The organism is Streptomyces sp. TRM49041 (assembly GCF_008271805.1).
GTDB lineage: Bacteria > Actinomycetota > Actinomycetes > Streptomycetales > Streptomycetaceae > Streptomyces.
Window position 1 is genome coordinate 38096 of the sequence record NZ_VSRY01000107.1, and the last position, 23089, is coordinate 61184.

The 23089-nt window shown below is 70.6% G+C and carries 27 protein-coding genes; 15 read left to right on the forward strand and 12 right to left on the reverse strand.

Annotated features, from left to right (window positions below):
- Positions 1-116: 116 nt before the first annotated feature.
- A complete protein-coding gene (locus FVS66_RS12940; protein WP_149181335.1) occupies positions 117-341 on the reverse strand; it encodes a hypothetical protein in 225 nt (74 codons plus the stop codon).
- A gap of 9 nt (positions 342-350) precedes the next feature.
- Here FVS66_RS12940 and FVS66_RS36810 point away from each other — a divergent pair, with 9 nt between their 5' ends.
- From FVS66_RS36810 to FVS66_RS12960, 4 genes are all read left to right on the forward strand, one after another.
- On the forward strand, positions 351-809 hold the full coding sequence (locus FVS66_RS36810; RefSeq protein WP_399225443.1) for an ADP-ribosylglycohydrolase family protein: 459 nt from the start codon (positions 351-353) through the stop codon (positions 807-809).
- Positions 810-816: 7 nt separating this feature from the next.
- Complete coding sequence (locus FVS66_RS12950) at positions 817-2064, forward strand: ATP-grasp domain-containing protein (protein ID WP_149181336.1); 1248 nt, start codon at positions 817-819, stop codon at positions 2062-2064.
- Positions 2043-2357, forward strand: a complete 315-nt coding sequence (locus FVS66_RS12955; RefSeq protein WP_149181337.1) for a hypothetical protein — start codon at positions 2043-2045, stop codon at positions 2355-2357. Before FVS66_RS12950 ends, FVS66_RS12955 begins: the two co-directional genes overlap by 22 nt.
- A 103-nt stretch (positions 2358-2460) precedes the next feature.
- Entirely contained in the window at positions 2461-2910 is a 450-nt protein-coding gene (locus FVS66_RS12960) for a hypothetical protein (RefSeq protein WP_149181338.1), read from the forward strand.
- 7 nt (positions 2911-2917) lie between these two features.
- Here FVS66_RS12960 and FVS66_RS12965 read toward each other — a convergent pair whose 3' ends face one another.
- Positions 2918-3130, reverse strand: coding sequence for a transposase (locus FVS66_RS12965; RefSeq protein ID WP_149181339.1), 213 nt, complete (start codon positions 3128-3130; stop codon positions 2918-2920).
- A gap of 369 nt (positions 3131-3499) precedes the next feature.
- Between FVS66_RS12965 and FVS66_RS12970 the strand changes: the two genes are divergently transcribed.
- The 6 genes from FVS66_RS12970 (at position 3500) to FVS66_RS12995 (ending at position 6402) form a co-directional block, all read left to right on the forward strand.
- Positions 3500-3838 (forward strand): hypothetical protein, encoded by a 339-nt coding sequence (locus FVS66_RS12970; protein WP_149181340.1) that lies wholly within the window; start codon positions 3500-3502, stop codon positions 3836-3838.
- On the forward strand, positions 3835-4428 hold the full coding sequence (locus tag FVS66_RS12975; protein WP_149181341.1) for a hypothetical protein: 594 nt from the start codon (positions 3835-3837) through the stop codon (positions 4426-4428). Before FVS66_RS12970 ends, FVS66_RS12975 begins: the two co-directional genes overlap by 4 nt.
- 220 nt (positions 4429-4648) lie before the next feature.
- Entirely contained in the window at positions 4649-4807 is a 159-nt protein-coding gene (locus tag FVS66_RS35895) for a hypothetical protein (protein WP_262386967.1), read from the forward strand.
- Positions 4808-4925: 118 nt separating this feature from the next.
- The gene (locus tag FVS66_RS12985) at positions 4926-5327 is read left to right on the forward strand and encodes a helix-turn-helix transcriptional regulator (RefSeq protein WP_149181343.1); all 402 of its coding nucleotides are present in this window, start codon (positions 4926-4928) and stop codon (positions 5325-5327) included.
- Positions 5328-5354: 27 nt separating this feature from the next.
- Positions 5355-5948, forward strand: coding sequence for a hypothetical protein (locus tag FVS66_RS12990; protein ID WP_149181344.1), 594 nt, complete (start codon positions 5355-5357; stop codon positions 5946-5948).
- 118 nt (positions 5949-6066) lie between these two features.
- Entirely contained in the window at positions 6067-6402 is a 336-nt protein-coding gene (locus FVS66_RS12995) for a DUF2516 family protein (protein WP_149181345.1), read from the forward strand.
- 135 nt (positions 6403-6537) lie between these two features.
- Here FVS66_RS12995 and FVS66_RS13000 read toward each other — a convergent pair whose 3' ends face one another.
- The 3 genes from FVS66_RS13000 to FVS66_RS13010 all read right to left on the reverse strand — a co-directional run bounded on the left by FVS66_RS13000 (position 6538) and on the right by FVS66_RS13010 (position 10074).
- Positions 6538-7773 carry a response regulator gene (locus tag FVS66_RS13000; RefSeq protein WP_149181346.1) on the reverse strand — a complete coding sequence of 412 codons (1236 nt, stop codon included), beginning with the start codon at positions 7771-7773 and terminating at the stop codon, positions 6538-6540.
- 244 nt (positions 7774-8017) lie between these two features.
- The gene (locus FVS66_RS13005; protein ID WP_149181347.1) at positions 8018-9079 is read right to left on the reverse strand and encodes a C40 family peptidase; all 1062 of its coding nucleotides are present in this window, start codon (positions 9077-9079) and stop codon (positions 8018-8020) included.
- A gap of 182 nt (positions 9080-9261) precedes the next feature.
- Positions 9262-10074 (reverse strand): class I SAM-dependent methyltransferase, encoded by an 813-nt coding sequence (locus FVS66_RS13010; protein ID WP_149181348.1) that lies wholly within the window; start codon positions 10072-10074, stop codon positions 9262-9264.
- 253 nt (positions 10075-10327) lie between these two features.
- Between FVS66_RS13010 and mshA the strand changes: the two genes are divergently transcribed.
- Entirely contained in the window at positions 10328-11689 is a 1362-nt protein-coding gene (gene mshA / locus FVS66_RS13015) for a D-inositol-3-phosphate glycosyltransferase (protein WP_149181349.1), read from the forward strand.
- Positions 11682-12170: a YbjN domain-containing protein gene (locus tag FVS66_RS13020; protein WP_149181350.1), complete on the forward strand. Its 489-nt coding sequence runs from the start codon at positions 11682-11684 to the stop codon at positions 12168-12170. The genes mshA and FVS66_RS13020 overlap by 8 nt, the downstream gene beginning before the upstream one ends.
- 196 nt (positions 12171-12366) lie before the next feature.
- On the opposite strand, the gene FVS66_RS13025 is transcribed toward FVS66_RS13020, so the two are convergent.
- Positions 12367-13674, reverse strand: a complete 1308-nt coding sequence (locus FVS66_RS13025; RefSeq protein WP_149181351.1) for an MFS transporter — start codon at positions 13672-13674, stop codon at positions 12367-12369.
- Positions 13675-13791: 117 nt separating this feature from the next.
- On the opposite strand from FVS66_RS13025, the gene FVS66_RS13030 reads away from it, so the two are divergent.
- The gene (locus FVS66_RS13030; protein ID WP_149181352.1) at positions 13792-14553 is read left to right on the forward strand and encodes a phosphoglyceromutase; all 762 of its coding nucleotides are present in this window, start codon (positions 13792-13794) and stop codon (positions 14551-14553) included.
- A 78-nt stretch (positions 14554-14631) separates the two neighbouring features.
- Here the strand turns inward: FVS66_RS13030 and FVS66_RS13035 are convergent, their stop codons facing one another.
- The 5 genes from FVS66_RS13035 to FVS66_RS13055 all read right to left on the reverse strand — a co-directional run bounded on the left by FVS66_RS13035 (position 14632) and on the right by FVS66_RS13055 (position 19747).
- Entirely contained in the window at positions 14632-15867 is a 1236-nt protein-coding gene (locus FVS66_RS13035; RefSeq protein ID WP_149181353.1) for a phage integrase central domain-containing protein, read from the reverse strand.
- Between the two features lie 385 nt (positions 15868-16252).
- Positions 16253-16486 carry a helix-turn-helix domain-containing protein gene (locus tag FVS66_RS13040; RefSeq protein ID WP_149181354.1) on the reverse strand — a complete coding sequence of 78 codons (234 nt, stop codon included), beginning with the start codon at positions 16484-16486 and terminating at the stop codon, positions 16253-16255.
- Positions 16487-16737: 251 nt separating this feature from the next.
- A complete protein-coding gene (locus FVS66_RS13045) occupies positions 16738-18423 on the reverse strand; it encodes an ATP-binding protein (RefSeq protein WP_149181355.1) in 1686 nt (561 codons plus the stop codon).
- Positions 18420-18935: an HNH endonuclease gene (locus tag FVS66_RS35900; RefSeq protein WP_262386968.1), complete on the reverse strand. Its 516-nt coding sequence runs from the start codon at positions 18933-18935 to the stop codon at positions 18420-18422. Before FVS66_RS35900 ends, FVS66_RS13045 begins: the two co-directional genes overlap by 4 nt.
- Positions 18932-19747 (reverse strand): RNA polymerase sigma factor, encoded by an 816-nt coding sequence (locus tag FVS66_RS13055; protein WP_187645500.1) that lies wholly within the window; start codon positions 19745-19747, stop codon positions 18932-18934. Before FVS66_RS13055 ends, FVS66_RS35900 begins: the two co-directional genes overlap by 4 nt.
- A 306-nt stretch (positions 19748-20053) precedes the next feature.
- On the opposite strand from FVS66_RS13055, the gene FVS66_RS13060 reads away from it, so the two are divergent.
- Together FVS66_RS13060 and FVS66_RS13065 are read left to right on the forward strand one after the other, a co-directional pair.
- Entirely contained in the window at positions 20054-20386 is a 333-nt protein-coding gene (locus FVS66_RS13060; protein ID WP_262386969.1) for a GntR family transcriptional regulator, read from the forward strand.
- Between the two features lie 158 nt (positions 20387-20544).
- Complete coding sequence (locus FVS66_RS13065; protein WP_149181357.1) at positions 20545-21795, forward strand: XRE family transcriptional regulator; 1251 nt, start codon at positions 20545-20547, stop codon at positions 21793-21795.
- Positions 21796-21954: 159 nt separating this feature from the next.
- Here the strand turns inward: FVS66_RS13065 and FVS66_RS13070 are convergent, their stop codons facing one another.
- Positions 21955-23043 carry an IS630 family transposase gene (locus FVS66_RS13070; protein ID WP_149181358.1) on the reverse strand — a complete coding sequence of 363 codons (1089 nt, stop codon included), beginning with the start codon at positions 23041-23043 and terminating at the stop codon, positions 21955-21957.
- Between the last annotated feature and the right edge of the window lie 46 nt (positions 23044-23089).

Below are 23089 nucleotides of genomic sequence, written 5' to 3' on the forward strand. Positions count from 1 at the left end.
GCGAGGACCGACGTGCCCGGCGAGGACCGGCGTCGCGCCATGTCGAGGGAGCGGAACCGGGCGACGCCGCCGAGGGCCACGCCCCGGGGACGGGCGTCTCAGGGACGGGCGTGGACTCAGGGACTCATGAGCCGCAGGGTCGAGACGTACTCGTCCGGATCCTGCTGGAGGCCGCCCCGGAGCGGCCCCTCGGCGCCCGGGGCCGTACCGGCGCCCGCGCCCCAGTCCTCGGCGATCTGCCGACGTAGCTCCACGGGCTGTCGGGCCAGCCAGTCCCGGTTCTCGTCGCTGAGACCGGCCAGCAGGGTGGCCACCACATCGTTCACCTCGGGTCCGTTCACGAGAAGTCTGTGCCCCGGCGAGCGGGGTCACCCGACCGGCACGGGGGCTGTGTCACCCGTCGGGAGCTATGGTCCGGAGAGTTCGGGCCTGGCGGGGCGTTCTACGCGCGCTTCCCCCAGCCGGGCGGCGGGTCCGCCGTATGGGCGCTGCGGACGACGGGGACGTACGGGGCCGCCCTGCGTGTCGCCGTCGACGTCGGCGGGGACACCGACGCGGTGGCGACGGTCACCGGTGGCTTCGCGGGGGCGGTGTACGGGCACGAGGCGATCCCGCAGGACCGGACCCGCGCCCGGGCGCGTGCCGCCGCCCGGCGGGGCCGACGGCCAGGGGGAGCGGGTTCTGCGGGCGCCGGAATCGGCCGAACCTGCCCGGTGCTTGGCGGGGTGACGGCCGGGGGTGTGCCGCTACGATCAGGCGCGTGGAGCGGGGGGATATGCACCGAGGTACATACGTACATACCGTCGTGAGGCCGTCGTGACCCTCGTCGTCGTCGGCGCGGACGCGGCGGTCGCCCGCGCGGCGGCGACGCTGCCGGTGGACGTGGTCCATGTGCGCCTGCCGGGCGCTCCGCCCCTGGACGTGGCGGCGGCCGCGTACCACTCCGTCGACTACCAGCACGGCCCGACGTTCCTGGCGTTCGTGGACGAGGTACTACGCCCGCTCGCCCCGTCGGCCGTCGTCTCGCTCACCGAACTCGGGCTCGAACCGGCGGCCGTCGCGGCGCGGCGCCTCGGGGTGGTGGGGGTGCCGCCTGAGGTCGTACGGGCCACCCGCGACAAGCGGGAGATGCGGCGGGTCCTGGAGCGGGAGGCGCCGCATCTGAACCCGCCCGGTTTCGCGGCGGGCGACGACGAGGGGGCGGTGGCGAGGCTGTTCGGCGAGCCTGTCGGGGGCGTCGGGGGCGTCGGGGGCGTCGGGGGCGTCGGGGACGGCGGGCGTGGCGAAGGGCGAGGCGGCGCCGTCGTGGTGAAGCCGGTGGCGGGTACCGGTAGCAACGCGGTGGCGCTCGTGACGGCCCTGGCGGACCTCCCGGAGGACCGCAGGACACCCGCGACGCTGCTCGAACGGTACGTCGGCGGCCGCGAGTTCAGCGTGGAGACACTGTCCTCGTCCGGTCGGCACACGTGCGTGGGCATCGCGGAGAAGCGGACGACCGCGGAGGGGTTCGTTGAGGTCGCGCACATCATGCCGGCGCCCTCCCTGGACGCGGCAGGGCGGCGCCGGGTGGAGGAGGCGGTGGGCGAGCTTCTGGACGCCGTCGGGCTGTCGGACGGCCCCGCGCACACGGAGGTCAAGGTCGACGGCGAGCGTGTGACGGTCATCGAGACGCACAACCGCCCGGGCGGCGACGGCATCCCCGACCTCGTACGGCTCACCAGCGGCGTCGACTGGCGGCGCGCCGCGCTGGGCTGGGCGGTCGGGGAGCCCCCGCGTACGGAGCCCGGCGCCCCTTCGGCCGCCGCCGCGACGGTCTTCTTCACCGCGCCGCCGGGCCAGGTGACCACGGTGGCGCCCCGGCCGACGCCGACGAGGCGTGCGCGGGTGGTGGAGTGGGACGTCGCGGTGGAGCCGGGCGACCCGGTCTCCCCGCTCAGGTCGTCGGCGGACCGATTGGGGATGGCGGTACTGACGGCGGCGAGCGGCGCCGAGTGCGCGGCGGCGGTGGAGGAACTGACAGCGCTGCGTGTCGTCACGACCGAGTGCCCTGGGCAGGACGCCTGAACGCCGCCGAACGGTGCCCCGACGACCCGCCCAAGCCCACGGGCGACGCCCGGGCGGTCGCCGCACCCGTACGCCGATGCGCGGCGGCTATCGCGGCGGCCCGGACGACCTGCGACGCACACCCGTGGGGGAGCCGGACTGCCGGGCCAGAGGCCCGCCAGCGCTACGCGTGCTCGGCCGAACTGCCCGCGAAGAACGGGCACGTGCTCGTCCACCGGCACGGACAGGTGATCGCGCTGGACACCACAGTGCTGCCCGTGATGGTCCGCGAGAGCGTGTGGCTCCGTCCATGAGAACGGGTTCTGGCTCTGGCACACATTCTGTGGTCGGTGACGCTGCGTGGTGATCCATGGTTGGGTCCGACTGTCAGTTGGTCTGGGTGTCATGATCGGTTGTATGGGAGCTCTCTTCGGCTACTACGCCGCTGCTGATGACGAAGACGCCGTTCGCGCTGTGGTCCGTGCGGACGGACAGCCGATGGGAACGGGGTACGACTCATTCGTCGTGAAGGGCGTCGATCCGGTGGTCGCGTTGCTGCCGGCCGAGATACTCGTTACTGGGCGAACTGCCGACGCCATCGAGGCTGATCCGCGGCATGGGCGTTTGGTCGGGATGGTGGGTGACGGAGAAGTCGTCACGCTGTCGCTCACGGATTCCTTTTGTAACTCCCTCGCCCGTTTCGACCGGAAGCAGTTGGGCGAAGTGGCACGCGGTTGGTCTGCGTCGGGTGTCTTCAACGCTCAGTCGGACCTGAGTGGGCTCACGGGCTTCCTGGAGGATCTTGCCGCCCTCGCGGAGAGGGCATCCGTTCGCGGCCACCGGTTGTACTGCTGGATCAGTATGTAACCGGGGCTCAGGCCGCCAACAGGACTCGCTTGCGCAGCAGATTGAAGCCGGCCCGACCGTACATCTGGCGTTTGATCATCTTGATGCGGTTGACGTGGCCCTCCACGACACCCGAGCTCCAGGGCAGGGTCAGGCCGGCTGTGACGGCTGCGAGGTCGCGTTCGAGGCCGCTGGTGAAGGTGTGCAGGCCGGGCAGTCGGCTAGGACCGCCGCGATCCACTCGGGGATCCGTTCTCCCAGGCGCTGGGTGAGCATCTGCCCGAATGAGCGGACGTGTCGGGCGAGGGCGTCCAGCGCGGAGCAGCAGGCGAGGACGGACTTGAGCTTCAGACGGTTGGTCTCCGGTAGGGCGTCGGGGTGGGTCAGGATCCACCCGGCAACGGTCCGAGGCGACGGCGGCCGACCACCCGGCACGGCGTTGCGGAAGGGACGGAGGTAGGCGCGGACGGCCCCATATCCGCCTGCGTATCCGTGGGTCTGGATCTCCTTCCAGAGGGTCCAGGCGTTCGTGCAGCCCTCGGCCCACCGCCCACCGCTCGTGCAAGTACGGTTTGAAGTCGTCGTCTTCCCGCTGAGAGATCACGCGAGCGTGACGACTTGGATCCGCACCTACGACGACGAGAGCGAAATCTGGTCGTACTTCGAACTTGACGACGAGGAACGGGCGCTACGGCACGTCGACCTGCAAGGACTTCAGCGCCAGCCCGTGACCGCAGCCTCGCTGGCGGAGGTCATCGAGATCCGTGACCGCGGTGACCTCGCAGCCATGGCCTCCTACGAGCGGCAGTACGGCGTCCTCGCGGAAGGCACCCTGCACGGCTGGCGAGAAGCGGACGGCGTTGCCGAGACAGCCCGCCAAGAATTCGAGTCGACGTGGGCTGCTGCGCGAGAGACCATCGACGCGAATCGCACCGAGGAGACGAGTTGATCACCGAGTACCAGCAGAAGCTGCGCGAGCGCCACCTCGCCGCCCCCGTCCTGCCGGCCCCGGAGCCGTGGCAGCCGGTGCTGGACCGCAGGACGCCCATCGGGGGCCTCCTCGGTATCGGATTCGCCGTCCATCCCGACAGCGGCCACGACCTCGTCATGGTCGTGTCCAGCGACGGTCATGGACTCTTCGACGCGGTCACCGGAGAGAAGATCGCCCGCGACCGGGACCTTGACCCCGACACGAGCACCCCGGACGCCCACCCGGACCTGGCCTGCCCCGGGCTCGGCCCGGTCGCAGGCTCCCCGGTGCGCATCGCCGGTCTCTTCGGCGGCGGCCTTCACAGCACTACACCGGACGGCTGGACCCTGGACGTCGTCAACCCCGAGTGGCCCCACGACCGCGTCATCCTCTCCGCCGACGGCGGGGCCCACAAAGGCCCGACGGGAGGGACGTGGTGGCACATCTTCCACTCCGAGTACTCGGAACTCCGTGCGGCCGGCTTCTCTCCCTCCGGCCTGACCCTCGCGGTCGCCACCAGCAGCGACCTCACCCTCTGGACCCGACCTGAGCTCCACTTCGACGACTGAGCGGACGACGGGACCGCACGCGAGAGGACGACAGACGGACCGGGCGGAACTCGCCGGGATGCTGGGCGACCGGACCACGGCCTGCGAACCCGCCAGAGCGGCGCTTCTCGACGGAGGCGACTTCGTCGTATGGGACGGCCGCGTTCCCAGTCAGCAGCTTGCCGGCATCTACGCGGCTCGCCTCCGACGGGCGAGGAAGCGAGGTACTGAGACTCTCGCCTTGCCGTCCACCGTCGACATCCTCACCCAGCTCGAAGCTGCTCAGGTCAGGATCGGCTGCATCTTCTCACCGGACCGGACGTGGGCTTTCATGCTCTTCCTCGCCGACGACGCCGGCGCAGTCCTCGCCTGCACGGGAGTCCGCCAAGCCGAGCGGTGACAGTTGTTCTGCTCAAGTGACAACCATCGTGCTCAGGCTCATGGGGCTGCGGCGGCCACGGCTAGCAGATGCAAGCATGTGCTTGCAATTGTTAGCGAGTGTGGTGCACCATCGAGGCATGGCATCACTGAACGTCGGCAGTCTCGGCGAGTACCTGCGCGAGCAGCGGCGCAACGCGCAGCTGTCGTTGCGGCAGCTCGCGGAGGCGGCCGGGGTGTCGAATCCGTATCTGAGCCAGATCGAGCGCGGGCTGCGCAAGCCGAGCGCGGAGGTGCTCCAGCAGGTCGCGAAGGCGCTGCGGATCTCCGCCGAGACGCTGTACGTACGCGCCGGGATCCTGGACGAGCGGGACCGCGAGGAGCTGGAGACGCGGGCCGCCATCCTCGCCGACCCGTCGATCAACGAGCGGCAGAAGCAGGTGCTGCTCCAGATCTACGAGTCGTTCCGCAAGGAGAACGCGCTCGAGGCGGACAGCGGTGGCAGTGATGCCGGAGCAGGCACTGGAACTACCGAACTCTGACTCCGCGACGCGGGAGGACCCCAGACCATGGCCATCATCGACGAGCTGCGCACGCCCCTCTACTTCGCCGCCGGTACCGCCGACCTTGCCGTGCAGCAGGCCCGCAGGATCGCCGCCGAGGCCCCGGCCCGGATCGACGCGGTGCGCAACACCGACCCGAAGGCGGTCCAGGAGAAGGTCACCACTCAGGCCAAGGAGGCCCAGGCGACCCTCCAGACGAAGTTCAGCGAGATCGTCGGCGGCCTCGACACGGACCTGAAGAAGCTCGGCGAGACCGCCCAGGGGCTGGCGCTGCGCAGCGTCGGCGTGGCGGCCGAGTACGCCGTCAAGGCCCGTGAGGCGTACGAGAAGGTCGCCGAGCACGGCGAGCAGACCGTCAAGACGTGGCGCGGTGAGGCCGCCGAGGAGATCACCGAGATCGCCGTCGCCGTCGAGCCGGAGCCCGCCCCGCGCACGGGGGAGAAGAAGGCGGAGCAGGAGAAGGGCGGCGAGGAGAAGGCCGACGGTGGACCGGCGGCCGGGAAGACGGCTACCGCCGGCGCCTCGGCCAAGCCCGCCGCCAAGAAGGCCCCCGCCCGCAAGCCCGCCGCCCGGAAGGCCACCCCCTCCGGCGAGAAGTAACCGGCGCCGCCCGGCCGGGTTGCAGACCAGCCCGGCCGGGCACATTCACGGACGCCGGAGCGTTGTACCGGTACCTTGGCCGCGAGGCGCTCCATCCACTTACTAGGCGGTGCTCACCATGCTGATGTCCGGTTTCAACTCGTTGATCGGGCTGCTCTTCGTCGCCATGCTCGTGTTCGCGGTCGTGGCGCTGGTCTTCGCGGCCCTGGCGCGCGAGGACGCCTACCGGGCTGCGAGCAAGCAGAGCAAGACCTTCTGGCTGATCATCCTGGGCGTCACGGTGGCTGTGGACCTGTTCCTGCCGATGCTCATCCTTCAGATCGCCGGACTCATCGCGACCATCGTCTTCATGGTTGACGTCCGCCCCGCCCTCCAGCAGGTCTCGGGCGGTGGTGGCGGCCGCAAGGGCTCCAGTAGCGACGGGCCGTACGGGCCCTACAACGGCGGCCGGTAGTCCGGAAGCGCCCGGGCGGCTCGGCCTCGGCGGCCTCTGCGCCCCCGGCCTTTACGGGCTCTCGCCTCAGCGGCGCTCGCGGGCTCGCCCCCGGGCGGCCGGCCCGGATGTAATGACCAGCCCCGCCCGTACGACCTAGCGCCCCGCCCTGTCCAGCAGCAGCACCGCCACGTCGTCCGTCAGCTCGCCGCCGTTCAGTTCACGGACCTCCGCCACGGCGGCCTCCAGCAGTTCCTCGCCGCCCATGCCGCGCGCCAGCTGGCGGTCGATCATCTCGACCATGCCTTCCTGGCCCAGCCGCGGCGAGCCGGGGCCTGCCGAGCGGCCCTCTATCAGGCCGTCCGTGTACATCATCAGGCTCCACGCCCCGCCCAGCTCCACCTGCCGCCGCGGCCACCGGGCGCGCGGGAGCAGGCCCAGCGCCGGGCCCCCGTCCTCGTACGGGAGGAGCTGGGCGGCCCAGCCGGGGCGGGCCAGCAGCGGAGCGGGGTGGCCGGCCAGGCACAGGCCCGCGCGCCGCCCGTCCGGCGCGATGTCCACCGTGCACAGCGTCGCGAAGATCTCGTCGCTCTCGCGCTCGTGCTCCAGTACACGCTGCAGTGTGGAGAGGAGCTCGTCGCCGCACAGGCCCGCGAACGTCAGCGCCCGCCACGCGATACGCAGCTCCACGCCCAGCGCCGCCTCGTCCGGGCCGTGCCCGCACACATCGCCGATCATCGCGTGCACCGTGCCGTCCGGGGTGCGCACCGTGTCGTAGAAGTCGCCGCCCAGCAGCGCCCGCGAGCGGCCCGGTCGGTACCGGGCGGCGAACCGCAGGTCGGAGCCCTGGAGGAGCGGTGTCGGGAGCAGGCCGCGCTCCAGGCGGGCGTTCTCCTGGGCCCGCAGCCGCGACTCGGCCAGCTTCACCTGTACCGAGTCCGCGCGTTTCCGCTCCACCGCGTACCGGATGGCCCGGCTCAGCAGCGGCCCGTCCAGCTCCTCGCGGAACAGCCGGTCCTGCGCCCCGGCCCGTACGGCCTCCGCCGCCAGCTCGGCCCGCTCGGACGTGGCCAGGGCGAGGACGGCGTGGCGTGGGGCGACGCGCAGGACGTGCCGCAGCGGCGCCAGCGGGTCCTCGGCGCGGCGTGCGTCGGTGGGGAGGTCGAGGTCGACCAGGACGCAGTGCACATCGTCGGTGAGCAGCCGCTCTGCCTCGGTGAGGTTCCGGGCGGTACGGATACGGACGCGGCCGCCGGCGGCGTCGACCAGCTCGGGGACGGTGAACGTGCCCGCAGGATCGTCCTCGATCACCAGTAGGGTGAGGTCGCCACTCGACACGTCGAGCGCATTCACCCTCTGTCGCTGAGCGGGCAGGGGCGCGGGTACGGGCATCGCTTCGGTTTCCTTCCCTCCCCCCGAGGGTGCGGGTGGAGCGCCGGACGACACCCCGCCGACGGGGACCATAGCGGCACCCGGCGCTCGAACGGAATGGTGATCACCGAAGAGCCCACGGCATATGCCCCGCATGGGGAGGTAGTTGGGCACCCCCTCATGAGAAACATCACGCGGCGGTGTGACCTACCCGCGGTCACACCCGTCATGGGGATGGACCCTGGTGATATGGCTGCTTCTGCCGCTATTTGTCCGGGCGGACCACGCCCAGGATCGGCATCGAGCCGGCTCCCGCCACCGTGACATGCCTGCCCGGCCTCGGCGCGTGCACCATCGCGCCGTCGCCGATGTACATCGCCACATGCGAGGCGTCCGCGTAGTAGATGATCAGGTCGCCGGGCCGCATGTCCTTCACCGAGATCCGTGGCAGCAGCCGCCACTGCTCCTGCGACGTACGCGGTATGCCCCGGCCGGCCGTGCCCCAGGCGCGCTGCGTCAGCCCCGAGCAGTCGTACGAGTCCGGGCCCTCGGCGCCCCATACGTAGGGCTTGCCGATCTGCTCCGTCGCGAACCTGATGGCGGCCTTGCCCTGGGCGCTCGCGCTGCGGTTGATCTCCTTCAGGGCGCCCGACTCCAGCCACGCCGTCTGGGCCGCGTACTGCGCCTGCTGTTCCAGCTTCCGCAGCCGCTCGCGCTCGGCGGCCTCCAGCTGCGACTCCAGCTTCTCGGCCGCGGCGATCTTCTCGGTTATCAGCTTCTTCGTCTGGGCCTGCCGGGCGCGGTTGGCCTCCAGCCTGGTCCACTCTGTACTGGCGTCCCTGGTGTACGTCTCCAGGTCGTCCTGGCGCCGCTGCAGTTCGGTCAGCAGGTCGCGCGTGGCCTTCTGGCCCTGTACGAGGCGGCCGGCGCTCTCCAGGAAGAGCTGAGGGTCGTCAGTGAGGACCAGCTTGGCCTCCTCCGGAATCCCGCCGTTGCGGTACTGGGCGCGGGCCGCCGCGCCCGCCCGCTGCTTCAGCTCCTCGATCCGGGCCTGGCCGTCCACGATCGCCTGGGCGAGCTTCACGATCTCGGCGGACTGCTTCTTCGCCTGCTCCTCGGCGAGGTTGTACGCGTCGGTGGCGGACGCCGCCTGCCGGTACAGGCCGTCGATCTCGGCCCGCACCTCCTCCAGGCTCTTCTCCGGCTGCCGGGTGGCCGACGCGCCCGGCCCCGCTGTCGGTTCGGGCGCCGCGTACGCGGGCGCCGCCAGTACGGTCAGAGCGCACGCCACGGTGATCGCGACAGTGACGCGGTGGCGTCGGTTCACAAGCTTCCCCCTCCGGACGTCGACCGACCAGGCGGCACGCGCCATCTGACTAACCGTCAGTAACATCTGTGCCGTGGCGATCGTGCCATGTCACTCGGGAAAGTAACAGGCCCTTTCAGCGGGCCGTGCACCGTCTTCCACAGGCGGAGGGCATAAGTCGTACGAACGCGGCTCCCTCCCCGCTACGGGCCCGCCCACCCCCGCGGTGCCACCGCGTCCCACCGCACGGTCAGCTCCCCCTGGCGCCACCGCCGCCGCCCGTCCACCAGCGGCCAGTCCGCGGCCAGTGCCGAGGCCGCCGCGATCCACCGCTGACGGGCGCCCAGCGACGCGTACGGGGCGGCCGCCGCCCACGCCCGGTCGAAGTCCCGCAGAAACGCGTGCACCGGCTCACCCGGCACGTTCCGGTGGATCAACGCCTTGGGCAGCCGCTCCGCCAGGTCGGAAGGCCGCTCCAGGGAGCCGAGCCGCGTGGCGAACGTCACCGTGCGCGGCCCCTCCGGCCCGAGCGCGACCCACACATGGCGGCGCCCGATCTCGTCGCACGTCCCCTCCACCAGCAGCCCGCCCGGCGCCGCGAGCCGCCCGCACAGCCGCGCCCACACCTCCGCGACCCCGTCCTCGTCGTACTGGCGCAGCACGTTCGCCGCCCGGATCAGCGCGACCGGCCCGTCCACCGGCACCTCGAAGCCGCCGTGCGCGAACGACAGGCCCTCGCGCGCGTACGGCTCGGCAGCGGCAACCCGCCCGGGGTCGATCTCGACGCCGACGACTCGCGCGCGCGGATCGGCGTCACGGCGCAGCCGGGCCAGCAGCTCGACGGCCGTCCAGGGTGCCGCCCCGTAGCCGAGGTCGACGGCGACCGGCGGGGCGGCGGCGCGGCGCAGGGCGGGGCCGTGCGCGGCGGCGATCCAGCGGTCCATACGGCGCAGCCGGTTCGGATTGGTGGTCCCGCGGGTGGGGGTGCCGACAGGGCGGGTCGTACGCGGGGCCATGGGGACGAGCGTAAACGCTTGCGGAAAGGGCACCCAGGTCCAGGACTCCAGGACTCTTGTGACCGCGACCCCCTTCATGTGGAACCCCGGCCCGTAATGAATTGGTAAAGCGGGGGCGGGGGCGGAAATGAAAGGGGCCCCCTCCGCTGTTGAGCGCCTACGGAGAGGAGCCCGACCCCTCTCCTTCGTCATGCCACGCCGTGCCTGTCACGCCTGCCCCTGCCCCCTGCCCCTGAGCGGAAGGACCGACGACGTGAGCCAGTACGTGTCCCGGCTCGCCGGCACCCTGGTACCGCCGCCCCGGCTCAGGCTGCCCGGCCGCCACCGCGGCACCCGGGGTCACCGGAGCCCCCGCCGGATCGCCATGCTCAGCGTCCACACCTCTCCCCTGCACCAGCCCGGCACGGGCGACGCGGGCGGCATGAACGTCTACATCGTGGAGCTGGCGAAACGTCTCGCCGCGATCGATGTCGAGGTGGAGATCTTCACGCGCGCCACCGCGGGTGGGCTGCCCCCGGCCGTGGAGCTGGCCCCCGGCGTCCTCGTACGGCATGTGGACGCGGGCCCATACGAGGGGCTGAACAAGGAGGACCTGCCCGCCCAGCTGTGTGCCTTCACACACGGCGTCATGCGGGCCTGGGCGCGGAACCGGCCGGGCCACTACGACCTCGTCCACTCCCACTACTGGCTCAGCGGCCATGTCGGCTGGCTGGCGGCCGAGCGGTGGGGATCGCCGCTCGTGCACGCCATGCACACCATGGCCAAGGTCAAGAACGCCGCGCTGGCGGACGGCGACACCCCGGAGCCCCCCGCGCGCGTGATCGGCGAGACGCAGATCGTACGGGCGTCCGACCGGCTGATCGCCAACACGGCGGGCGAGGCCGAGGAGCTGATCCATCACTACGAGGCCGACCCGGCGAAGGTGGCCGTCGTCCACCCGGGCGTCAACCTGGACCGGTTCCGCCCCGCGGACGGCCGGGCGGCGGCGAGGGCCCGCCTGGGCCTGCCGGCGGACGCGTTCGTACCGCTCTTCGCGGGCCGTATACAGCCTCTTAAGGCCCCGGACGTCCTCCTCCACGCCACCGCCCGCCTCCTGGACAGGGACCCCGGCCTCCGCTCCCGCCTGGTCGTCCCGGTCGTGGGCGGCCCGAGCGGCAGCGGCCTGGCCCGGCCGGAGGGGCTCCAGAAGCTGGCGTGCCGCCTGGGCATCGCGGACGTGGTGCGCTTCCACCCGCCGGTCGCCCAGCAGGAGCTGTCCGACTGGTTCCGCGCGGCGAGCGTCCTGGTGATGCCCTCGCACAGCGAGTCCTTCGGGCTGGTCGCCATCGAGGCGCAGGCGGCCGGCACCCCGGTCGTGGCGGCCGCGGTGGGCGGCCTGCCGGTGGCCGTACGGGACGGCGAGACCGGCTTCCTGGTCCAGGGCCACGACCCGGCGGACTACGCGCGCGTACTGGCCCGTTTCGCCGACGGGCCGTCCCTCACCGCCCGCCTCGGCGAGGCGGCGGCGCGGCATGCGCGGTCGTTCGGCTGGGACCGGGCGGCGTCGGCCACGGCCGACGTGTACGCGGCTGCGATGCACGAGCACCGCCGTCGCGTACGCTCGCCCCATGGCTGACGCACAGCAGATCATCGAGTCCGCACTGCGCGACGCCGACCTGGCCTGGGAGTCACCGGAGGCCGGCTCGTACGTCGTCACGCTCCCCGGCACCAACAAGCTCTCCACCACGCTGTCCCTGCGCCTCGGCAACCACTCGCTCTCTCTGAACGCCTTCGTGATCCGCCACCCGGAGGAGAACGAGCCGGGCGTCCACCGCTGGCTGCTGGAGCGCAACCTGAAGCTCTACGGCGTCGGCTACGCCGTCGACGGTCTCGGCGACATCTATCTGACCGGCAAGCTGCCCCTCTCCGCGGTCACCCCGGAGGAGCTGGACCGCTTGATGGGCTCGGTCCTGGAGGCGGCGGACGGCTCGTTCAACACCCTTCTGGAGATGGGCTTCGCGACGGCGATCCGCAAGGAGTACGAGTGGCGCGTCGCGCGCGGCGAGTCCACCCGCAACCTAGAGGCGTTCAGCCATCTGACCCAGCCGTCCAACTGACGACGCGCGCCTGATTCCCCGTCACCGCCGTCATCGCGGTCCCGCGGCGGCCGCACCCCCGCGAACCACCCCACCGACCTCCGGCGGGAGTTCGCGGCGGCGACGTCTCCGCGCCGCACCCTCCACACACATCCGGGGGCGTACGGCACCCCCGTGTCCGTACGCCCCCAGAAGCTTCACGAGGCCCAGCGCGCCCCTATGCGACGGCGCTGACCTCCCGCTCCTCGCCCCGCTCCTCGCCCCGTACCGGGCCGGCCGTGCCCTCCGGCGCCTCCTCGGGCACGGCTCCGCCGCTCCCCAGCGCCCGCCGCAGCAGCACCGCGTACCCGACGGCCGCGACGGTCCCGACGACCGCGCAGCCCAGCCAGAGCACGTCCGGGCCGGGGCCGGTCACGATCCAGCCGGCCATCACCGGGGCGATGAACCCGCCGAGCGACCAGGACATGCCCATCACGCCCTGGTAGCGGCCCCGGGCGTGCTCCGGGGCCAGGCGGGCGGTGGCGGCGGCGCTGACCGGGATGTAGACCATCTCGCCGACCGTCCACACCACCACGGTCAGCGCGAACATCAGCGGCGTCCCCGCCAGCGCGGTGGCGCCGGTCCCGGCGGCGAACAGCAGGGACGAGACGACGAGCAGCGCGACCGTCGACCGCTTCTCGGTGATTCTGTTGACCAGCAGCTGGAAGGCGACGATGACCACGCCGTTGACCGCGATGACCACGCCGTACGCATCGGGGTCCAGCCCCTTGGAGGTCATTGTCAGAGGCAGGCCGACCCACGGGGTGCTGAAGACCGTGCACACCAGCAGGCTCAACAGGACCAGCGTCCGGAACGGCCCGTCCCGGAGCACGTCCAGCATCGTGACGCGCTGCCCGTCGGAGCCCTTCCCGTCCTCGCGGGGCCGCACCTCCGGCCGGGTCTCGGGCAGCCGCAGGAACACGACCAGGGCGCACAGCGCCGTCGCGACCGCCTCCGCCAGGAACAGCGTCCGGTAGCCGAGGAACAGCGCGGCGCCGCCGCCCGTCGCCGCGATGGCGAAGCCGAGGTTGAGCGCCCAGTAGTTCAGCGCGTACGCGCGCCGCCGGTCGTGCTCGGGCACCTGGTCCGCGATGGTCGCGCCGATGGCGGGCCGTACCGACTGCATGGCGACGCCCATGAGCAGCACCACGGCCGCGACCGCCCAGGGGCTGGTCACCACCGCGAGCGCCGCCGCGCAGGCCGCGGCCGCCAGGTGTCCGGTCACCATCGTGGGCCGCCGCCCCCACCGGTCGCTGAGCATCCCGCCCAGCGGCGACCCGGCGATCCCGCCCAGCCCGTGCAGCGCGATGACGAGCCCCGCGTACCAGCCGGAGAAACCCAGCTCCTGGGTGAGGAAGAGCGACAGGAAAGTCAGGACGAAAGCGCCCGTACGGTTCACGAGCGTCGAAAGCCATAGCCACCAGAAGCCGCCGGGGAGCCCCGACACGGTGAGGCGCGCTGAACGTATGAGCGGGACGATGAACACGCGAGCTCCCCCGTAAGCGGCTGATTCAGTACCCGGAACTTACGGAGAGCCGCTCGGCGGTGCCACTGAATTGACGCGGACCGTCAAGCGTCAGAGGCGTCCATTAATCTCGTACGCATGGCCGACGCACCGTACAAACTGATCCTCCTCCGCCACGGCGAGAGCGAATGGAACGCGAAGAATCTGTTCACCGGCTGGGTGGACGTCAACCTCACCGAGAAGGGCGAGAAGGAGGCGGTCCGCGGCGGTGAGCTGATCAAGGACGCCGGTCTGCTCCCCGACGTACTGCACACCTCCCTCCAGAAGCGCGCGATCCGCACCGCGCAGCTCGCCCTGGAGGCCGCCGACCGCCACTGGATCCCGGTCCACCGCTCCTGGCGGCTGAACGAGCGCCATTACGGCGCGCTGCAGGGCAAGGACAAGGCGCAGACGCTCGCCGAGTTCGGCGAGGAGCAGTTCATGCTCTGGCGCCGCTCCTACGACACGCCGCCGCCGGTCCTGGCCGACGACAACGAGTTCTCGCAGGCCCATGACCCGCGCTATGCGACGATCCCCAGCGAGCTGCGCCCCCGCACGGAGTGCCTGAAGGACGTCGTCGACCGCATGCTGCCGTACTGGTACGACGGCATCATCCCCGACCTCCTCGCGGGGCGCACGGTCCTGATCGCCGCTCACGGCAACAGCCTCCGCGCCCTGGTCAAGCACCTGGACGGCATCTCCGACGCCGACATCGCGGGCCTCAACATCCCGACGGGCATCCCGCTCTACTACGAGCTCGACGCCGACTTCAACCCGGTCGTCCCCGGGGGCAAGTACCTCGACCCGGAGGCCGCCGCGGCCGCCATCGAGGCCGTCAAGAACCAGGGCAAGAAGAAGTAGCCTTTGTGATCATGCCCCCGACCTGCGCTTATCGCGCGGGTCGGGGGCATTTTCACGGCCTGGGCCCACTCTGGGCCCTCAGCGCCCCGGTTCCTGCGGTCGGAGTGCCAGGCCGAGAGCCTTCCGGGCGCGGTCCCGGCTGCTCGGCATGAGGTGCGCGTACACCTTCAGGGTCAGTCCCGGATCAGAGTGTCCGAGGTACTCGCTGACGGCCTTGATGCTCTCTCCGGCGTCTAGGAGAACGGACGCGTAGAAGTGCCTGAGCGCGTGCATGCCGTGCTCCCGAGCGGCGGCGTGTTCGCGGCTCTTTGCCTGCGGGATGACGCCGACCTTGGCGAGTGCGGGCTTCCAGTGATCCTCGTTCAGCGACGTGCGCCAGACGTGCCCACCGAGGGGACCGGTGAAGATCAGGCGCTTGGTCACGGGCGGACCGCCGGCGCGCATCCACGGAAGCGTGATCTCTATCGGCGGGAACAGCTTCATGTGCGCCTTGAGCGCGTCCGCCACGGGATCGGGGAGCGGCACGTCACGCAGCTTGCCGCCCTTTGGCGGGGCGAACACGGGTTGGCTCAGGCTCAGCTTGAGTTGCTGGACGACGTGCAGCGTAGCGTTGTCGAAGTCCAGCTCTTCGACGGACAGTCCGAGGATCTCGCCCTGTCGCAGGCCGCACCCGGCGCCGACGTCCACCATGGGCTGGAACCGCTCGACCAGGGCGGCGCGCATGGCGAAGACTCGTTCCGGCAGCCATGGAACCACCCGACGGGCGCCCATCTCGGGGAGGGTCACCGTGCGCGAGTTGCAGGGGTTGCGGGGCAGACAGCCGTCTTCGACGGCCGCGCTCAGGATGGCCCGCACGTTGGAGAAGATGACGCGGGCGTACGAGCCAGACATGCCGGATGCTTCGAGCTGCGTCACGAACTCGCGGATGTGACTCGGCTGGAACGAGCCCAGCGGACGTGTCCCGATGCGCGGGAAGGCGTGCAGCTTGAGCTGAGATTGCATCGACGCCCGAGTGTTCGGGTCGCCGCTCTGGCTCGCCAGCCACTGCTCCGCGAACTCTTGGAAGGACGTCCGGGCCGCGTTCGGGTCGATGTACTGGCCGCGAGCCACATCCGCGCTGATGCTGCTGAGCCACTGCTCGGCAAGGCGCTTCTGCCCGTCGGCGAACGACTTGGACTTTCGCTTGCCGTCGGGCGCGAAGTAGCGCGCCCGGTAGCGCAGACCGCTGCCGTGGCGGGCGGTCTTGGTGCGAACGGTCTTGCCGTTGGCGTCCGTCTCGGTCTTGAACCAACGGTCCTGAATGCTTCCTGCCATGTGGGCTGCTGTCCTTTGGTGGTGGTGTCAGGGAGGGAGGCGAGGGGGGAGGGCGGCAGAACGCCGTGGAGGGGGTTTCGAGGGGGCTCCGGTGTCTGCCTCCCTGCCTCCCTGGGTGGGTGTTTGCGCAGGTCGGTCGGAGGGAGGCGGGGCAGGGAGGCGGTGAGGGAGTCCTCCCTGCCTCCCTGAGCGGTGGGGCCCGCCGGCGGGTGCTGTCGGGGGCCGCTCACCGAGTGGTTCGGCTTGTCGTGCGGCTTGTCGCTTGTCTTGTCTTGTCGCTTGTCGCCTTGCAGGTCACGGGGCGTTTCGGGCTCTCACAGGGCCGCTCAGAGCCCGCACTACGGGCGACAAGCGACAAGCGACAAGCGGCGACGAGTGGCGGGGGTCAGGCCGCGTCGAGGGCGGACTGTCGGGCGATCCAGTCGCGGAGGGCGGCGGGGTCGTAGCGGACGTGGCGGCCGACGCGGAAGCCGGGCGGGCCGGTGCGCTTCTTGCGCCAGCCGTAGACGGTCTCGATCGGCACGGCGAGCAGGGAAGCGAGGTCTTCGGGGGTGAGGTAGCGGTCTGGGAGTCCGGCGCGCAGGGTGTCGCGCGGGTCCTGGTGTGGGGTGGCGGCCATGGCTGGTGGTGACTCCTCGTGTCCGTGGTGCGGTGCGTGGGAGTGATGCCGGGTGCCGTCCTAGAGAGTTGGTGTATTCCAGCGTCCGCAGCGTCCCAGCGTCCGCACGGCTCGAAGCGTGCAGGTCAAGCAGGGTGAGGGGTGCGGACGCTGGGGTGGACGCTGCGGACGCTGGACGGCTGTAGCGTCCGCAGCGGGTGACGTGTCCGGGCCGCTGGATTGCGGCCCGGCCCGGAGGTGTTCCGGTGGCGTCAGTGCTGGTCGGGGGCGGTGCGGCCCTGTTCGATCGGGGCGACGTGCGGCCACAGAGAGCCCTGGTCGGGTGCGGACGCTGTGGTGTCGGGTGGGTCGGTCCGGGTGAGGATGAGGAGCTTGTGCCGGTGCCGGTCGCGGCTACGTTGCGTGTCGTCCACGGTGATGCCGACGGAGCGCAGGAGCGGGGCGAGGCGCTTGATGCGGCCGCCGGCGCGGGTGGCGTCCTTGGGCCAGCCGTTGGGGCGGAAGCCTCCCGGCGGCTGTACCTGTTCCAGCAGTTGGGCGGCGGTGCCGGTCCACGTCCCGGCCTCTTCGACCAGGGCGGCAACGGCCGTGCCGAACGGGTCGCCCTCCAGTGCGTCGCCCGCGACGTTCGCGGACGTGGTGAGGTAGGCGTCCAGGGTGTGCCAGTCCTGCACCTGGTCGACGGCCGCGAGGACGCGGGCGAAGTCGGCCATGCGCGGCATCGTGTCGAGCCGCACGCCGGGCAGCATGGCGAGCACGCAGGCCAGCAGGTCGAGGAGTGCTCCGAGGACCGCCGGCCGGACCGCTTCGAAGGCGGCGTCCAACTCCTCCTCGGTGCGGCGCCGGTCCTCCTCGATCAGTTGCAGATCGAGCATGAGCAGACGTTCGGCCAGGTCCCCGGCGAGAGCTCCCGCGTCGATGGTGGTCATGGCCAGCACCCGCCGGAACGAGAGCACGACGACGTCGTCGTCGGTGTAGAGCGCCCGGTCCACGATGCCGTCCCCGGTCACCGCCTTGCACAGCGTGTCGGACAGCCAGGGCGGGATGGTCGAGATGTTGTCCAGGCACAGCGCCCAGGAGTTGAACGCCTGCGCCGACCACGCCTTGATGTCCCGCGGCTGGCTCCGCTTGCTGGCGGGGCTCGGGTCGATGAGGTTCACGACCATCTGCGCGGTCTTGGACTTGCCGGTGCCCTGCTCCCCTTTGAAGGTGAGCACGGGGTGCGGGATCGTCGGAATCCACGCGGCGACCAGCCAGGCGACGAGCTGGCGGAACACGGTCTCGTCCATGTTCAGCAGGCCGTGCAGCTTGGCCAGGCCGTCACCATCGAGCACGGGGGTGGGCATCGGGGCCATGGCGCCGGAGCGGCGGAACAGGACCGGGGAGCGGTCGACCACTTCCCAGCCGAGTGCGCTCACGGTGACCGCGCGGCCGTCTGCGGTGCCCAGGTCGACCACGATCACCCCGGCTTCGTCGCTGCCGACGCGCAGATGCACCGGGACGGGGTCGTGGTCTTCCGCGATGCCTTCGAGGACCGTCATCGCGTCCGCGAGCGCGGACTGAGAGGCCACCTCGCCCTCGAAGGTGTCCGCGTACAGGCGGGCGAGGCGCTGGCGCACTCCGGCCCGGCCGCGCAGCGGGAGCGCGATGTTGGGGCCGTTCACGGCGACCGCGTAGGGGCGGCCGTCGGTCGACATGACGAATCGGTAGCGTTCACGGGCCAGGCCGACGAGTCGGGTTGCGGCCGACGGCTTCTTGCCCGGCTCCCCGCCACCGGTCGACTCCCGATCGGTCGGCCGACTCGTGTTCACGCCGGTCGGGCTCGTGTTCACGGGACCGGGCCGACTGTTCACGGCGGCCGGTCGATCGTTCATGGCGGCGGGCCGGTCGTTCACGGTGCCGTTCACGGCGTTCAACGGTTTGGTGGGGGTGTTCATGCTGCCGTCCTTCCGGCCGTGCACAGGCGCGTGGTGACCGTGCGGGTGCCTTCGCAGTCGGTGCGAACGCGCAGGTCACGCATCGACCGTGCGGGCGTGCAGGTGTCCGTTCGGGGGTCGATGTGCCGGTCGACCGGTCGAGGTGTGACGCCGGGTGTGACGCGGGTCGTCACGCTGGTCAGAGCGTCCTGACGGGCGGCGGCGAGTCGGGCCAGCAGGGGCCAGTCGACCGCCGCACCGGGCGCGGCCGGGGTGTACGACCAGAGCAGCAGCAGCGCGATCGACAGCGGCAGTCGATCGGCCTTGGCCTGGTTGCAGGCGCGGCACGCGAGCACGAGATGAACAACCGACCAGGTCCTGAACAGCGACTGCGGCACGATGTGATCGAGAGTCGCCTCACGCAGCTCGGTGAACGGCCGTCGGCAGTACGTGCAGCGCTGCCCATGGCGGCGGGCAAGCTGCACCTTGCGCGCCCGCCGGCGTGCCGAGTTCAGCGGGTGTCCGTGCCTCACGCCGCTTGCTCCATGTCGTCGGCACCGAGGCGGCGCATCGGAGAGCCACACCCCGACAGGAGGAACCCCACCCGCGAGTCGTCCTTGAGCCCCAGCCTCTCGGCCACGGCCCTGCGGGTCAGCCCCTCCACCAGGAACAGCAGCAGCGCCCGGCGGGACAGATCGTCCAGACGCAGCAGAGCCGCACGCTGCGCCGGATTCACCCGCGCCAGCGCCTCCCGCTGCCAGCCCGGCAGAGCCTCCTCGGCCACCGGCTCACGGGACAGCTCGGGATGGTGGATCTGGAGCAGGAGCAGCGCACGCTCGATCAGCTTCCAGGCGGTGGTGCGCCCGCACCCCAGATGCTCCGCGATCCCGTCACCGGGCGCTCCGTCCAGGCTCAGCAGCAGCGCCTCACGCTCACGGTCCGGCAGTTCGGCCACCATCCGCGCCACGTTCTGCGGGAGCTCCGCGAGGGCGCACCCGCTCGGCATCAGCGGGCACAGCGCGGCGCACGTGGTCGCGTCCTGCCAGTCCACCGGCTGCTCACTCGACATCGACCGCTCGAAATGCTTGAAGATCCGGTTCTGGACCCGGACGTACAGCATCGGGAGCACTTCACCGCTGCTCAGCCCCGGCGCAAGTACATCCCCGGCCCCCATACGAGCCACCGCGACCCATGCTTCCTGGGCGATGTCCTCACTGAGCGACGCCGCTTCCGCAGCCCGGAGTCCCCGGTTCATCAGCTTGCGCTGCGCATACCGCACCAGCCGCGACCCGTGCTCCTCGAACAACTCGCCCAGACGAGCCGACTCCTCAGCGGTCAGGGGCACGAGCTCCCCGTGCTTCAGCCGTCGCCCACCCGGGCCGTTCCCCTGCGTCCCCGCCCGCTTGCCACTCCGCTTTGCGCTGGTTCCAGGCATGATGGATGTACCCCTTCATGGGTTAGGGGAGCGGCTGACTGCTTGGCGGTAGGGAGCCGCTCCCTGCTTCATTCCCTGGCTATGACCAGGGCTTTTCTGCTGATTGCCGCCGTGTGAGCGGCGACCAGCTATTAACTAGCGTGCACTAGTCTGAGCTAGTTAGCAAGCCTCGTGCGGTGGTGTGCACTAGTTCGCTCTAGTGGGTACTCTCAGGGCATGACTGTCACAGGAGGACCGAAGCCCAAGGCCGTGCATGTCGCGGACGTGCTGCGCGAGGAAGTGAAGAAGATGCAGCCCGGTGAGCGGCTGCCCACGCAGCGGGAGCTGGCGGACCGGTTCGGGTTCGCCGGCCAGACCGTCCAGAACGGCCTGGCCATCCTGCGGGCTGAAGGGGTGATCGAGTCGGCGGGAAACCTCGGCAACTTCGTCAGCGGCGGTGAGTCAAAGGAAGACGTACGTGACGACATCAAGGAAATCCGCTCCCAGATTCAGACGTTGACTGAACGGGTCGCGGAGCTCGAAGCGCGCTCCGGACCGGGTGGCATGTGATCTGCAACCACCGTGCGGGAGACGGAGCGTTCAAGGTAGGTGACAGCCTGGTGTCGGGCCTGCCGAGGTGGGGACACCAGCGGTGTCCCTGCTCTGTCCCCTTGCGTGTCCCCAGGGTGGTACAGCAAGACTCGCGGTAAGCACTCGGAGGAGGGCACATGGTCGACGACAGGCCCGCATGGGCACGGCGCATCGCGGCTGAGCGAGCCGCGCGTGACTGGTCGCAGCGCGACGCGGTGAGAGCACTGCGGGCCCACGCGCCAACCGATCTGCCAGCCGACGAGAGCATGATCCGGCAGTGGAAGCGGTGGGAATCGGGAGCGGTGCCGAGCGACTTCTACCAACCCATCATCGCGGCCACCTTCGGCACTGTGACGCACGCGCTCTTTCCCGCGCCTGGCCGCCGCGACGGAGACAAAGAGATCCTTGCCGCAAGCGGCATGGAAACGCTTGAGATCGTCAGTCGTCTCAATCGCTCGGACGTCGATAGCGCGACGCTTGATGCGCTGCGGATCACGACGGATCGACTCTGCTCCGAGTACCCGTTTATGCCCAGTGGCCAGCTGCTCATCGAGGGCCGCCAGTGGTTGCGGCGGGTCGTGGAGCTCCACTCCAAGAGCCTCACTCTCGCCCAGCACCGCGAGGTACTGGCGCTCTCCGGATGGCTCGCCCTCTTGGTCGGCTGTGTCGAGTACGACTCCGGCGATCGTCACGCTGCCGAGTCGACCAGGCGAGCAGCACTGTCCCTTGCGACCGAGTCGGACCATGCTGAGATCGCAGGGTGGGCGCATGAGATGCGAGCCTGGTTCGCGCTGACCACTGGGGACTACCGCGGCGTCATCGCGGCAGCCCAGGCTGGCGCGGATGTGGCCACACACCACGGCGTCGCGGTGCAACTCGCGGGCCAGGAAGCAAAGGCATGGGCCCGACTGGGGGACCGTCGGCAAGTAGAGGTCGCTCTCGACAAAGGCCGGCGGCTTCTCGAAGGAATGCCGCACCCGGAGAACTTGGACAACCACTTCGTGGTGGACCCTGCCAAGTTCGACTTCTACTCGATGGACTGCTACCGCCTGGTCGGTGAGGACAAGCTGGCTCGGACCCTCGCGGAAGAAGTCCTCAGGTCGGGTACGGACTTCGACGGCACGGAGCGCGCGCCGATGCGCAACGCCGAAGCGCGTGTGACCTTGGGGGTAACGGCAGCCCGTGAGGGCGACTTGGACCAGGCGCTCATCATGGGAGAGCGGGCACTTCAGGGAGACCGCCAGTCCGTGCCGTCGCTCATCATGACGAGCCGTGAACTGGCTGCCGAGGTGAGGAACCGGTACAGCGCCGAACCGGCCGCGCAGGACTACCTTGCGCACCTTCGGGCGCTCGGAGAGGAGAAGCCCGGCTTCTTACCTTCCCGGTAGCACGGGTGGTCCTCCCGGACTAGCGAGAGTAGCGGAGCCCCAGAGCCCCGGTTTCAGCCTGAAACCGGGGCTCTGGCGTGGGCGGTGCTAGCTGCTAGTTGCCTGCTCAGGCGGTGAATTCGTTGCTAGCGGGGGTGCTAGACCTAGCAGCGTGAGGTGCTAGTGTCCTGAGTCGTTAGTTCGTGTGCAGTATGCGGCGAGGGTTTCGAGGATCTCGTCTGCGGTCTTGGTCCACACGAACGGCTTGGGGTTCTTGTTCCACTCGTTGATCCAGCCGCGGATGTCGCGTTCGAGCTCGACGACGCTGCGGTGGGCCGAGCGGCGGAGTTTGCGGCAGGTCAGCTCGGCGAACCAGCGTTCGACGAGGTTGAGCCAGGATGCCGAGGTGGGAGTGAAGTGCAGGTGGAAGCGGGGGTGTCGCAGCAGCCACTTCTTGACCGCTTCGGTCTTGTGGGTGGCGTAGTTGTCCAGGACCAGGTGCAGGTCCAGGTCCTTGGGCACGGCGGCGTCGATGGTCTTCAGGAAACGGAGGAACTCCTGGTGGCGATGGCGTCGGTAGTGCTGGGCTATGACCGAGCCGGAGGCGATGTCGAGTGCGGCGAACAGGCTGGTGGTGCCGTGGCGGACGTAGTCGTGGGTCATCCGCGCCGGCGTCGTCGGTGCCAGCGGCAGCACGGGCTGGGTGCGGTCCAGGGCCTGGATCTGCGACTTCTCGTCCACCGCCAGCACCAGGGCGTTCTCGGGCGGGGCGAGGTAGATGCCCACCACGTCGCGGACCTTGGTCACGAACTGCGGGTCGGTGGACAGCTTCCATGTCTGCACGATGTGCGGTTTGAGGCCGAACGCCCGCCAGATTCTGGAGACTGCGGACTGCGACATGCCCGCAGCCTGGGCCATCGACCGCGTCGACCAGTGCGAATCCCCCGAAGGGGGTGCCTGGTCGAGGGTCCGGGCGACCAGGGACTCGACCTGCTCGTCCGTGATCCTGCGCGGGGCACCCGAGCGCGGAGCGTCGACGAGTCCCTCAAGACGGTCGGAAGCGAACCTGGACCGCCACTTGCGCACCGTCTCCCGCGAGATACCGAGCTCCTGCGCGACCTGCGCGTTCGGGCGGCCCTCGGCGCACGCCAGCACGATCCTCGCGCGCAGCACCAAGGCCTGCCCCGCGGTCCGCTTGCGCAACCAGCCTCGCAGTACGCGGCGTTCGCGCTCGGACAACTCCAATGACAACGGCTTCGGGCCCGGCATCCCCCAACCCTACAACCGCCAATGAACTACCGACTCAGGACACTAG